General features: G+C 68.1%; 9 protein-coding genes. 3 read left to right on the top strand and 6 right to left on the bottom strand.

Going from position 1 to position 12,750, the window contains the following annotated elements:
* Window positions 1-106 precede the first annotated feature (106 nt).
* Both FGU64_RS16440 and FGU64_RS16445 read right to left on the bottom strand, forming a co-directional pair.
* Complete coding sequence (locus FGU64_RS16440; protein WP_136354377.1) at window positions 107-1,096, bottom strand: complex I NDUFA9 subunit family protein; 990 nt, start codon at window positions 1,094-1,096, stop codon at window positions 107-109.
* 128 nt (window positions 1,097-1,224) lie between these two features.
* On the bottom strand, window positions 1,225-1,536 hold the full coding sequence (locus FGU64_RS16445) for a hypothetical protein (RefSeq protein WP_139954159.1): 312 nt from the start codon (window positions 1,534-1,536) through the stop codon (window positions 1,225-1,227).
* A gap of 586 nt (window positions 1,537-2,122) precedes the next feature.
* Between FGU64_RS16445 and FGU64_RS16450 the strand changes: the two genes are divergently transcribed.
* Window positions 2,123-3,469, top strand: a complete 1,347-nt coding sequence (locus FGU64_RS16450) for an FAD-binding oxidoreductase (RefSeq protein ID WP_139954160.1) — start codon at window positions 2,123-2,125, stop codon at window positions 3,467-3,469.
* A 229-nt stretch (window positions 3,470-3,698) separates the two neighbouring features.
* Here FGU64_RS16450 and FGU64_RS16455 read toward each other — a convergent pair whose 3' ends face one another.
* The gene (locus FGU64_RS16455; protein ID WP_139954161.1) at window positions 3,699-5,981 is read right to left on the bottom strand and encodes an NADP-dependent malic enzyme; all 2,283 of its coding nucleotides are present in this window, start codon (window positions 5,979-5,981) and stop codon (window positions 3,699-3,701) included.
* 189 nt (window positions 5,982-6,170) lie between these two features.
* Here FGU64_RS16455 and mutS point away from each other — a divergent pair, with 189 nt between their 5' ends.
* Window positions 6,171-8,912: a DNA mismatch repair protein MutS gene (gene mutS, locus FGU64_RS16460; RefSeq protein ID WP_139955415.1), complete on the top strand. Its 2,742-nt coding sequence runs from the start codon at window positions 6,171-6,173 to the stop codon at window positions 8,910-8,912.
* Window positions 8,913-9,140: 228 nt separating this feature from the next.
* Here mutS and blh read toward each other — a convergent pair whose 3' ends face one another.
* Window positions 9,141-10,436, bottom strand: coding sequence for a bifunctional sulfur transferase/dioxygenase Blh (gene blh / locus FGU64_RS16465; RefSeq protein WP_139954162.1), 1,296 nt, complete (start codon window positions 10,434-10,436; stop codon window positions 9,141-9,143).
* 165 nt (window positions 10,437-10,601) lie between these two features.
* Here blh and FGU64_RS16470 point away from each other — a divergent pair, with 165 nt between their 5' ends.
* Window positions 10,602-11,294, top strand: a complete 693-nt coding sequence (locus FGU64_RS16470; RefSeq protein ID WP_139954163.1) for a DUF899 family protein — start codon at window positions 10,602-10,604, stop codon at window positions 11,292-11,294.
* 24 nt (window positions 11,295-11,318) lie between these two features.
* Here the strand turns inward: FGU64_RS16470 and FGU64_RS16475 are convergent, their stop codons facing one another.
* Complete coding sequence (locus tag FGU64_RS16475) at window positions 11,319-11,705, bottom strand: tautomerase family protein (RefSeq protein WP_139954164.1); 387 nt, start codon at window positions 11,703-11,705, stop codon at window positions 11,319-11,321.
* A gap of 102 nt (window positions 11,706-11,807) precedes the next feature.
* Window positions 11,808-12,647 (bottom strand): aldo/keto reductase, encoded by an 840-nt coding sequence (locus tag FGU64_RS16480; RefSeq protein ID WP_139954165.1) that lies wholly within the window; start codon window positions 12,645-12,647, stop codon window positions 11,808-11,810.
* Window positions 12,648-12,750: the final 103 nt, after the last annotated feature.

Genomic DNA, 12,750 nt, shown 5'->3' on the forward strand with positions numbered 1-12,750 from the left:
AGAGGTGGCGCGCGTAGCGCGACGGAGAAGGGGCAATGCGCCTGGGGCGATAGCTTCCCCGCGCCGGGGGTCGTCGACGGCCGAAAATTTTCCTGCCTCGGTTCTCTTACGCCTCGGCGTTGCCGGCGGTGTCGCCGCGCTGGAACTGGCCGGCGGCGCGGAAGCGCCACAGGTAGCTGGGCAGGATGGTGCCGAGCGCCTGCGGCTGGATGCCGAGGCCGGGGAGCGTGCGGCCTTCCTTGTCGGCCTTGTCCGAGACGACGTTGTGCTCGCGCAGCTGCGCCACCTGGTCGCGGGTGAGCAGCGGCTTCGGCAGCATGCCGAGGATGGAGGCCTGAAGGTTCGCCAGCCACCAGGGCACCGGCACCAGCATGCGCTTGCGGTCGACGACGGCGAGCAGTTCCTCCATGCACTGGCGGAAGGTCAGCACCTGCGGCCCGCCGAGTTCGTAGGCGCGCCCGCCGGCGACCTGCCCGTCCACCGAGCGCGCGATCGCCTCGGCGATGTCCACCGCATAGACCGGCTGGAATTTCGTCTCGCCGCCGCCGATCAGCGGCAGCACCGGCGAATAGCGCGCCATGTTGGCGAAGCGGTTGAAGAAGGTGTCTTCCGGGCCAAAGGCGACGGAGGGGCGGAAGATGACGGCGTCGGCAATCGTCTCCAGCACTGCCTTTTCGCCGAGCGCCTTGCTGCGCTGGTAGGCGGAGGCCGACTGGGCGTCGGCGCCGAGCGCCGAGACGTGGGTCATGCCGGCGCCGACGGCGCGCGCGGCCTCCGCGACGGCGCGGGCGCCGAAGGTGTGCACGGCGCCGAAGCGCTGGCGGCCGCTCTCATGCAGGATGCCGACGAGGTTGACGACGTGGGCGGCGCCCCGGACCGCGTTGTCGACCGACCAGCGCACGCGCACATTGGCCTGCACCGGCTGGATCTGGCCGACATTGCCGAGCGGCTGCAGGTGGCCGGCGAGGTCGGGCCGTCGGCAGGCGGCGCGCACGCGGTAGCCGCGGCGGGCCAGCGCACGCACCACGTGGCGCCCCAGGAAGCCCGAGCCGCCGAAGACGACGACCAGCGGGGGTGTTTGCAGGATTTCGGTCATGGCTGGCTCCGGCAGGGCAGTTCGAGGCGTGGCTTTGCCGTTTCATAGTCGCTTTCGCGGCGAAGGCAAAGGGACTTGGATGGGCCGCCGAGGGTCATCCTTCCGGCCTTGCCTCAGCCGCCGCCACGTCAGGCATCGCCTTTGCCCAGTTCGTGGAGAAAAGACATCATCATGATCATCCGCCGGATGGCTTGCGGCGGCATGGGGCCGGCCAGGCAGACCAGGCGCGAATCCTCCAGGCGCACTTGGCAGCGGCCCTCGCGGCGGCAGGTGCGGCCGGGACAGCGTGACGGCGCCTCGTCCTCTTCCAGAGCAAGGCGCATGGCGATTCGGCAGGAGCGGGCGAACCGTTCCTTCTCGTCGTCGTCCCATTGGTTGTATGGCAGGTCGGGATCGTGGTCGCTGACGGGAGCGTCCTCCAAGGTAGGCAGGTCGTTCATGGTTGTTCCTCCGTTCCGATGATGGGTGGGCCGCCGCCCCGCAGGCGGCGGAAATCGTTGCCACGCCCGGCCTGTCGCCGTCTGGCCTTTGTTCGTCGCCGCCTTCCGAACACGGGAAGCGGAAGGGAAGCGGGGCGCGAGGCCGTGCCTCTTTTTGTTGTTTTTCGTGGCGCGAACCTCGCGCCCCGCCGGCCGCTTGCCTCCCCGAGGGTCGCTGCCGCTCGCGCGGCCCGCTGGCTCGGTCGAGGCCCGGACCTGGGGGTTCATCGCCCAGTGGCGCTACCGTAGCGCCACCGGCCCGGAGCCGCCGTCCTCACCCGATGTCCGGTGCGCACCGGGCTTCCCGCAAGGACGGTGAGGGAATTATCGGCGGCGCCGAAGCGACGGGGATAAAACGAAGCGAAAGAATCACCGTCTACGACGCAAGCCGTTGATCCGGCTTGACGATATCCCGGTATGCAGGAAGCGGTTGTCCGCGTCGCACCGCGCGGCCGTGGCTGAATGGACTCCCCCAGCCTGCCCTTGAATCGGCTCCTCGGGGATGGCAACCAGTAGGCGAGGCTTTCAACCCTTCAGGATGCGCTGCGTGCCGACCTTTCCGTTCTCCGAAGCCGACCCGATCCGCTATCCCGGCCCGCCGCCGAAGGCGTCCGAGGTGGTCGTCGTCGGTGGCGGCGTCATCGGCGTGACGACGGCGCTGTTCCTGGCGCAGCGCGGCATTCCGGTGACGCTTCTGGAAAAGGGGCGCGTCGCCGCCGAGCAGTCCTCCCGCAACTGGGGTTGGGTGCGCAAGCAGGGACGCGACGAGGGCGAATTGCCGGTCGCCATCGAGGCCGGCCGCCTGTGGCGGCAACTGGCCGAGGAATGCGGCGAGGACATCGGCCTCGTCGAGACGGGCGTGACCTATCTGGCGGAAACCGACAAGGAGTTGGCTGGCTTCGACGACTTCATGAGGCTCGCCGCCGCCCACGACCTCGACACGCGCCTGCTCGACGGCAGCGAAACCGCCAAGCTTATTCCGGGCATGGCGCGCAAATTCGCCGGCGCGATGACGACGCCGTCCGACATGCGCGCCGAGCCGTGGCTGGCCGTGCCCGCGCTCGCCCGCCTCGCCGCCCGCAAGGGCGCCACCATCGTGGAGAACTGCGCCGTCCGCACGCTCGATATCGCGGCGGGCAAGGTCAGGGGCGTTTGGACGGAGGCAGGCTTCATCGAAGCTTCCACGGTGCTGGTCGCGGCCGGCGCGTGGTCGTCGCTGTTCCTGCGCAAGCACGGCGTCTCCATTCCGCAGCTCAGCGTCCGCTCGACCGTGGCGGCGACCGAAGCCATGCCGGAGGTGCATCCGGGTGCTGCGGCAGACGACCATATCGCCTTCCGGCGCCGGCGGGACGGCGGCTATACGCTGGCGGCGGGCGGCGGCAGTCAGCTCTATGTCGGCCCCGACGCCTTCCGGCATGTCGTCAAATACCTTCCCGCCCTGCGGGCCAATCCGTTCGGCGTCCGCTATTCCCCGGCCGCCCCGTCCGGCTTTCCCGACGGTTGGACGACGCCGCGCGACTGGACGGCGGAGACGCAAACACCGTTCGAGCGGATGCGGGTGCTGAACCCGGCACCCGAACGCTCCAAGCTGCAGGCGGTGGAAAAGAATTTCGGCGCCCTTTTCCCGCAGCTCGGCAAGGTCCGCCTGGAGGCGAGCTGGGCCGGCATGATCGACGCCATGCCCGACGTGGTGCCGGTCGTCGACCGCGTTGAGGCGCTTCCCGGCCTGTTCGTCGCCACAGGCATGAGCGGCCACGGCTTCGGCATCGGGCCGGGGTTCGGCCGCGTCGTCGCCGACCTGATCCAGGGCAACGCGGTGGGCCACGACATGAGCCGCTTCCGCCTGTCGCGCTTCTCCGACGGCAGCGCCCTCAAGCTGGGGCCGGCGCTGTAGGGAGAAGCTCTCGCCAGCAGGCAGGACTATCGCATCTGGCGCAGCCCCCTCTCCGTCTTGCTTCGCAAGCCACCTCTCCCCCCGTTCCGGGTGGAGAGGATAAGCTGGCCGCAAGCCTTGGCTCCCATCCTCTCCCCTCACGAAGTGGGGGAGAGGTGGCTCGGCGAAGCCGAGACGGAGAGGGGGCGATGCGCCAGAGGAACTGAACTGCCCTCTGCTGAGAAGGTTTTTACTGCCCCGCCGTATAGGCCGCGATGGCCGCCATGTTGACGATGTCGCTGTCCTTGGCGTTGAGCGGCACGATCTGCACCGGCTTGTTCAGCCCCACCAGCAGCGGGCCGATGACGGTCGAGCCGCCGAGTTCCTGCAGCATCTTGGTTGAGATCGAGGCTGAGTGGAAGGCCGGCATGATGAGCACGTTGGCCGGGCCGGTGAGGCGGCAGAACGGGTATTGCTGCTGCATCAGCCGGTGGTTGAGCGCCACGTCTGCGGCCATCTCGCCGTCGTATTCGAAGTCGACGCGGCGCTTGTCGAGGATCTTCACCGCCTCCTGGATGCGCTCGGAGCGCTCGCCCTGCGGATGGCCGAAGGTGGAATAAGCCAGCATCGCCACGCGCGGCTCGTAGCCCATGCGGCGGGCGAAATTGGCCGATTCCTCGGCGATGTCGGCGATCTGCTCGGCGTTCGGCATGTCGTGCACGGCGGTGTCGGCGACGATCACCGTGCGGCCGCGCGCCAAAACGATGGAGGCGCCGATGACGCGGTGGCCGGGCTTGGCGTCGATGACGCGGCGTATGTCCTCCAGCGCGGTGGAGTAGTTGCGGGTGACGCCGGTGACGACGCCGTCGGCGTCACCCAGCGCCACCATGCAGGCGGCGAAATGGTTGCGGTCCTGGTTGATGAGGCGCTGGCAGTCGCGCAGCAGGTAGCCCTTGCGCTGCAGGCGCTCGTAGAGGAAATCGGCGTAGATGGCGTTGCGTCGCGACAGCCGGGCGTTGATGATCTCGATACCCGGCTTGTCGAGGTCGATGCCGGCATGCTGGGCATTTTCGCGCATGACGTCGTCGCGGCCGAGCAGGATGGCGGTGCCAAGGCTCTGGTTGGCATAGGCGACGGCCGCGCGCATCACCTGCTCCTCCTCGCCTTCGGCGAAGACGATGCGCTTGGGCTGGCGGCGCACGCGGTCGTAGATGCGCTGCAGGGTCGAGGCGATCGGATCGCGCCGCGCCGACAGTTCCTGCGCGTATTTGTCGAGGTTGAGGATTGGCCGGCGCGCCACGCCGGTCTCCATCGCCGCCTTCGCCACGGCGACGGGAATGGCGGAGATCAGGCGGGGGTCGAACGGCACCGGGATGATGTAGTTGGCGCCGAACTTCGGCCGGTTGCCCTGATAGGCGGCGGCGACGTCGTCGGGCACGTCCTTGCGGGCGAGGTCGGCCAGCGCGTGGGCCGCGGCGATCTTCATGGCGTCGTTGATGGTGGTGGCGCGCACGTCCAGCGCCCCCCGGAAGATATAGGGAAAGCCGAGCACGTTGTTGACCTGGTTCGGATAGTCCGAGCGGCCGGTCGCCATGATGGCGTCGGTGCGGATTTCGGCGACTTCCTCGGGCGTGATCTCCGGGTCCGGATTGGCCATGGCGAAGATGATCGGGTTCTTCGCCATCGATTCGACCATGGCCCGCGTCAGTGCCCCCTTGGCCGACAGGCCGAAGAAGACGTCGGCGCCTTCCATGGCGTCGGCCAGCGAGCGCGCCTCGGTCTTGACCGCATGCGCCGACTTCCATTGGTTCATGCCTTCGGTGCGGCCCTGCCAGACGACGCCCTTGGTGTCGCACAGCGTGATGTTCTCGGGCGCGAAGCCCATCGCCTTGATGAGCTCGATGCAGGCGATGCCGGCCGAACCCGCGCCGTTGCACACCAGCTTCGTCGTCTTCATGTCGCGGCCGGAAATCTCCAGCGCGTTGATGAGGCCGGCGGCCGAGATGATGGCGGTGCCGTGCTGGTCGTCGTGGAAGACCGGGATGTCCATCAATTCGCGCAGACGCTGCTCGATGATGAAGCATTCCGGCGCCTTGATGTCCTCGAGGTTGATGCCGCCGAAGGACGGGCCGAGGAATTTCACGCAGTTGATGAACTCGTCGGCGTCCTCGGTGGCGACTTCGAGGTCGATGGAATCGACGTCGGCGAAGCGCTTGAACAGCACCGCCTTGCCTTCCATCACCGGCTTCGACGCCAGCGCGCCGAGATTGCCGAGGCCGAGGATGGCGGTGCCGTTGGAGATGACGGCGACCATGTTGCCGCGGCTGGTATAGTCGAAGGCGCGCGAGGGGTCCTCGGCGATGGCCTTGACCGGCACGGCGACGCCCGGCGAATAGGCGAGCGACAGGTCGCGCTGCGTCGCCATCGGCTTGGTCGGCACCACCTCCAGCTTGCCGGGCCGGCCCATGGCGTGGAATTCCAGGGCCTCCTCTGCGCTGACGGAGGGGCCGTCGCTGTCGGGTTTTCTGGCCATGATGCTGGTGTTTCCTCGCCTTGGAACGGCTGCCGGACATGGCGGGCCGCATTGTTTTTGTGGAGTGTCCCCGATTAAGGCTACACTTCCAACCGGTCCTGCGCCAAGCAGGGACCTTTCGGGAATTTTGGAAAGACTTTCTTGAACGACGAAACGGCCATCCAGACCGAAGGGAGTACGCCAGCCGCCATGGGCGGCGGCGCGCCGATGCCGGCTGCCGCCGGCACCGTCACGCCCATGATGGAACAGTATATCGAGATCAAGACGGCGAACCCCGGTTCGCTGCTGTTCTACCGCATGGGCGATTTCTACGAGCTGTTCTTCGACGATGCCGAAAAGGCGAGCGCCGCCCTAGGCATCGTTCTGACCAAGCGCGGCAAGCACCAGGGCGCCGACATCCCGATGTGCGGCGTGCCGGTCCATGCCGCCGACGACTACCTGCAAAAGCTCATCGCGCAGGGCTTCCGCGTCGCCGTCTGCGAGCAGATCGAGGACCCGGCGGAGGCGAAGAAGCGCGGCTCCAAGTCGGTGGTGCGGCGCGACGTCATCAGGCTGGTGACGCCCGGCACCATCACCGAGGACAAGCTGCTCAACGCCGCCGAATCGAATTTCCTGATGGCACTCGGGCGGGTGAAGGGGGCCGCAAGAGGCGAGGAGCGCGACAGCGCGACAGGGAACCAGGGAACCTATGCGCTGGCCTGGATCGACATTTCCACCGGCGCCTTTCACGTCGCCGAGACCGATGCCGGACGGCTGCTGGCCGACATCGCCCGCGTCGATCCGCGCGAACTGATCGTCGCCGAGCCGGTGTTCCACGATGCCGAGCTGAAAGCCGTCTTCGACGTTCTCGGTCGCATCGCCGAGCCGCAGCCGGCGACGCTGTTCGATTCGGCCTCGGCGCCGGCGCGCATCGCCCGCTTCTACGCGGTGGCGACGCCGGATGCCTTCGGCGCCTTCTCGCGCGCCGAACTGTCGGCCATCTCTGCGGCCATCGCCTATGTCGAGAAGACGCAGAAGGCCGAGCGGCCGCAACTGGCGCGACCCGAGCGCGAGGAGAACGGCTCGACGCTGTTCATCGATCCGGCGACGCGCGCCAACCTGGAAATCCTGCGCACCCTGTCGGGCTCGCGCGACGGCTCGCTGTTCAGGGCCATCGACCGCACCGTCACCGGCGGCGGCGCCCGCCTTCTGGCCGACCGGCTGACGGCGCCGCTGACGAGCCCCGACAGGATCGCGGAGCGGCTGGATTCGGTCTCCTTCTTCCGCAGCGAGCCGCGGCTCTGCCAAGCGGTGCGGCTGGCGCTGAAAGGCGTCGCCGACATGCCGCGCGCGCTGTCCAGGCTGGCGCTGAACCGCGGCGGCCCGCGCGATCTCGGCGCTTTGCAGGCCGGTTTCGAGGCCGCCCGCGCCATCGCCGAGACCTTCGCCGCCACGCCGCCGCCGGCGGAGCTTGGCTCAGCCCTTGCCGCGATCGCGGCCCTTCCCGAGACGCTTGCCGCGCATTTCGGCCGGGCGCTGGCCGACGAACTGCCGCTGCTGAAGCGCGACGGCGGCTTCGTCCGCGCCGGCTACGACGCCGAACTGGACGAGATGCGGGCGCTGGCGTCAGAATCGCGAAAAGTCATCGCCGCCATGGAGCGCGACCTGATCGAGGAAACCGGCATCCGCTCGCTGAAGATCAGGCACAACAACGTGCTGGGCTTCTACATCGAGGTGACGGCCAACCACGCCGCCGCCCTGACCGGTTCGGACGAGGCGAAGGCGCGCTTCATCCACCGCCAGACGATGGCGAGCGCCATGCGTTTCACCACCACCGAACTCGCCGGGCTGGAGACGAAGATCGCCAACGCCGCCGACCGGGCGCTTTCCATCGAACTCGCCGTGTTCGAGACGCTGCTGCGCGAAGCAGTCGCCGAGGCCGAAAAAATCCGCGCCGGCGCCGAAGCCCTTGCCGTGCTCGACGTGTCGGCGGCGCTGGCGTTGCTTTCGGAAAGCGAGGACTGGTGCCGGCCGCAGGTGGATTCGTCCCTCGCCTTCGCTGTCGAGGGCGGCCGCCACCCGGTGGTCGAGCAGGCGCTGCGCCGCTCCGGGGAGGGGCCGTTCGTCGCCAACGATTGCGACCTGTCGCCGGAAGGCGACAGGGAGGCCGGCGCCATCTGGCTGCTGACCGGGCCGAACATGGGCGGCAAGTCCACCTTCCTGCGCCAGAACGCGGTTATCGCCATCCTCGCCCAGATGGGTTCCTTCGTCCCCGCCGCGCGCGCCCATATCGGCGTGGTGGACCGGCTGTTCTCCCGCGTCGGCGCCTCCGACGACCTGGCGCGCGGCCGTTCCACCTTCATGGTCGAGATGGTCGAGACGGCGGCGATCCTCAACCAGGCCGGCGAACGCGCGCTGGTGATCCTCGACGAGATCGGCCGCGGCACCGCCACCTTCGACGGCCTGTCCATCGCCTGGGCGGCGGTGGAATACCTGCACGAGAAGAACCGCTGCCGGGCGATCTTCGCCACCCATTTCCACGAGATGACGGCACTGGCCGGGAAGCTTGGCCGTCTCCACAACGTCACCATGCGGGTCAAGGAATGGGAGGGCGACGTCGTCTTCCTGCACGAGGTCGGCAAGGGCGCGGCCGACCGCAGCTACGGCGTGCAGGTGGCCCGTCTCGCCGGTCTTCCCGAGGCGGTGGTGGCGCGGGCGAAACAGGTGCTCCACCAGCTCGAGGAAGGCGAGGTGGCCGGCAAGACCGATCGGCTGGTCGACGACCTGCCGTTGTTTTCCGTCGCGGTGAAGCGCGAGGCGTCAAAACCCGCCGCGCCGCAGAAGGCCGACAGACTGGGCGAAGCGCTCGCCGCCCTGCACCCCGACGAAATGACCCCGCGCGAGGCGCTGGAGGCGCTGTATCGGCTGAAGGGAATGGCGGGGGAGGAGTAGGACGCGGGCGGCTGCATACGTCCGTAACGCCAATGCCATCGTCTATGATGCAGACCCCCCTCTCCGTCGCGCTTCGCGCGCCACCTCTCCCCCATTTCATGGGGGCGAGGATCGGAGCCAAGCTGGACGCCTATCCTCGCCCCCACGACGTGGGGGAGAGGTGGCTCGGCGAAGCCGAGACGGAGAGGGGGAACGCCAGTAATTGAAGCTGAAAGGGCCAGCTGTCCTCTACCACACCGCCCCCGGAAACGCTTCCAGTGGAAATTTCAGGTAGCGCTTGCCGTTTTCCTCCGGTTCCGGCAGGCGGCCGCCGCGTATGTTCACCTGCAGCGCGTGCAGGATCAGCTTCGGCATCGGCAGGGTTTTGTCGCGCGTCTCGCGCAGCGCCACAAATGCCTGCTCGTCCTTGCCGGCGAGATGGGCGTTGGCGCGCTTCTGTTCGCCCACCGTGCTTTCCCATTTCGGCGCCCGCCCGCCCGGCTGGTAGTCGTGCCCGGTGAACAGCCGCGTCTCGTCCGGCAAAGCGAGGATCGCCTGGATCGAGCTCCACAGCGCCCTGGCGCTGCCGCCGGGGAAGTCGGCGCGCGCGGTGCCGGAATCCGGCATGAAGATGGTGTCGTGCACGAAGGCGGCGTCGCCCACGACATAGGTGATCGAGGCCAGCGTGTGGCCGGGCGAAAACAGCACCCGGCCTTCCAGCGAGCCGATGTGGAAGGTGTCGCCGGCGGCAAACAGCCGGTCCCAGTACGAGCCGTCCGTCTTCAGTTCCGGCCAGTTGTAGATGTCCTTCCACAGCGCCTGCACGCCGGTGATGTTGGCGCCGATGGCGGTCTGCGCGCCGGTTTTTCCTTTGAGATAGTGCGCGGCGGAAAAATGGTCGGCATGGGGATGCGTGTCGAGGATCCATTCGACCGTCAGCCCTTCTTTCTCGACATAAGCGAGCAGCGCGTCGGCACTGGTCGTGGCGGTGGCGCCGGACTTTTCGTCGAAATCGAGGACGGGATCGACGAGCGCGCAGCGCTTCGTCGCCGGGTCCGTCACCACATACTGGATGGAGAAGGTGCGCGGATCGTAGAACCCGGTCACTTCCGGCACGCGCTTTTGCTCGCGCGCCAGCCAGCGCGCCGCGCCCGAGAGATCGAAGCCGTGCGCCTTGCCGAAGGCCTCCACCTCCTCGGCCTTCATGCGCCCGTCCAGCACCTCGGCCAGCGCATAGAGGGTGAGCGCGCGGGTGCCGCCCTTGCAATGGGCGTAGACCGGCCCTTCCGAGCGCTGCATCAGGCCGCGAAAAGCCTCGACGTCGGCCCTGCCTATGGTCGGCCCGGTGACCGGCACGAAGCCGTAGGCCATGCGGGCGCCCGCCGCCGCCGTCCGCTCGGCCGCGTTGCCCGGCTGGCCGGGCTCCTCGCCGTCGGGGCGCAGGTTGACGAGGGTAGCGAAGCCTTTTGCGGCGATGTCGCGAAAGGCCTGCGGGTCCGGCTGGCCGGCAACCGTCAGCCGGTCCGTGATCTTCACCTCGCTCATGGCCTTCCCCTCGCATGGATTGGATTCGCGGGGACATCATAGCCCATCGCGGTGCGCCGGCCAGTTTGAAGTGGCGGACGGACTGCGAGGACGAAAAATCTCGGCTGTGTCGGTTTTCGTGCCGGCCCTGCGTCCTAGGTTATCCGTAACCACAGGAGGACCGTCATGCAGTCTCTTGCTTCCGCCAAGGAACTGGCCGAGCGCAACGCCTTTCGCATTCCAGGTGAAAGCGCCGAATACCGCAGGGCGCGCACCGCGCTGCTGGCCGAGGAGATCGACCTGCGCCGCCATATCGAGCGCGTCGCCGAGCAGCGGCGGATGCTGCCGCCGGGCGCCGAGATCGAGAAGGACTATGTGTTCGAGGGCGAGAACGGCCCCGCGCATTTCGCCGACCTGTTCGGCGACCACGACGCGCTGGTGATCTACACCTACATGTTCGGGCCGGAGCGGGCGCGGCCTTGCCCGATGTGCACGGCGCTGGTCGGCGCGCTGGCCGCCAATGCCGCCGACATCCGCCAGCGCGTGGCGCTGGCCGTCGTGGCGCGCTCGCCGGTCGAGCGCCTCTACGCCTTTGCAAAGGAGCGCGGCTGGAAGAACCTGCCGCTCTACAGCGACACGACCGAGGAATTCGGCCGCGATTTCGGCAGCTGGACCGCCGAGGGCGACATGCCGGGCTATCACGTCTTCACCCGGCGCGACGGCACGATCCGGCATTTCTGGTCGGGCGAGATGGGCGGCGAGACCGCCGATCCCGGACAGGATCCGCGCGGCGCGCCTGACTTCACGCCGCTGTGGAACGTGCTCGACACGACGCCCGCGGGACGCGACCCGCACTGGTATCCGAAGGTGGATTACTGAGGCCGTGCCGGCGGCGGCGAAGGGCTAGCCCTTCACATACTGCGCTTCGCCGTTGCCGAACGACCAGTCGATCAACTCGTTCTCGGTGAGAACGATCATCACGTCTTCTTTCCGGACGTCGAGACGGGCATGGAGGTTGTCGGTAATAGTGCGGTAGAGCGCCTTCTTCTTCTCGACCGTGCGCCCGCCGCGCATGGTGATCTCGACGATCAGCGCGCCGGCGCCCCGCTCGATACCGAGATAGGTCGGGTCGATGACCAGCCGCCCGGCCGGATAGTCGGCAATGACGTGGAAGCGGTCGGCCGCCGGCACGTCGATGGTCGCCACCATGGCGTCCTGCACCGCGTCGGAAACGCCTTTGGCGAAGCCGGCATCCTTGCCGGCGGGGAGGGAAATGCGCACCATGGGCATGACGGATCCTTTCGCTCTTGTTGAGTCACCGGCAGATGGGCGCGGGAACGCCGAAGTTGATGAAGCCAGACAGCGGAGCCGGTCGAGCCAGACGCGCAGGCTTCAGATCATCTCCAGCGGGCTTTTCCGTCCCGGCGGAGGAAAGGCGCGGTCGAGGTCGGCGAGATCGTCGGCCGAAAGCGCGATGTCCAGCGCCGCCACGTTCTGGCGTACATGCTCGGGCTGCACCGCCTTGGGGATGGCGATGATGCCGTCCTGCGCCAGCACCCAGGCAAGCGCGACCTGGGCGGCGCTCGCGCCGTGGCGAGCGGCGACGGCGTCCAGCCGGGCGTTGCGGGCGAGCCTGCCCTGTTCGACCGGCGAATAGGCCATGACCGGCATGGAGCGCTGCCGACACCAGGGCAGGAGGTCGAATTCCGGGCCGCGGCGGGAGAGGTTGTAGAGCACCTGATCGGTCTGGCACCGGTTGCCGGCCGGCAGGCCGGCAAGGTCTTCCATCTCGTCGGCGTCGAGGTTCGACACGCCCCAGTGACGGATCTTGCCGTCGCGCTTCAGCGCTTCCAGCGCCTCGACAGTTTCGGATAGCGGTACTGAACCCATCCAGTGCAGCAGATAGAGGTCGATGCGGTCTGTGGAGAGGTTCTTGAGACTGCGCTCGCAGGCGGCGACCGTGCCGCGCCGCGAGGCGTTGGACGGCAGCACCTTGGAAACGATGAAGACCGCGTCGCGCCGGCCCGCGACGGCCTCGCCCACGACGCGCTCGGAGCCGCCGGAACCGTACATCTCGGCCGTGTCGATCAGCGTCACGCCAAGGTCGAGGCCGAGCCGCAGCGCCGCCACCTCATCGGAAAAGCGGCTTTTGTCCTCGCCCATGCGCCATGTGCCGAGGCCGAGCGTCGGCACGGCTTCGCCACTGGGCAGTGTGGTGGTCTTCATCGGCATCGGCGGGCTCCGAGACTGAGGCGGGTCAGGAGCAAAGATACCGCACGGGGAGATTTGGGCCAGTGTCTTGGGAACTACTGGGAGGTCATCGGCTTCCGCCCGA

Source organism: Mesorhizobium sp. 8, assembly GCF_006351905.1.
Classification (GTDB): domain Bacteria; phylum Pseudomonadota; class Alphaproteobacteria; order Rhizobiales; family Rhizobiaceae; genus Mesorhizobium; species Mesorhizobium composti.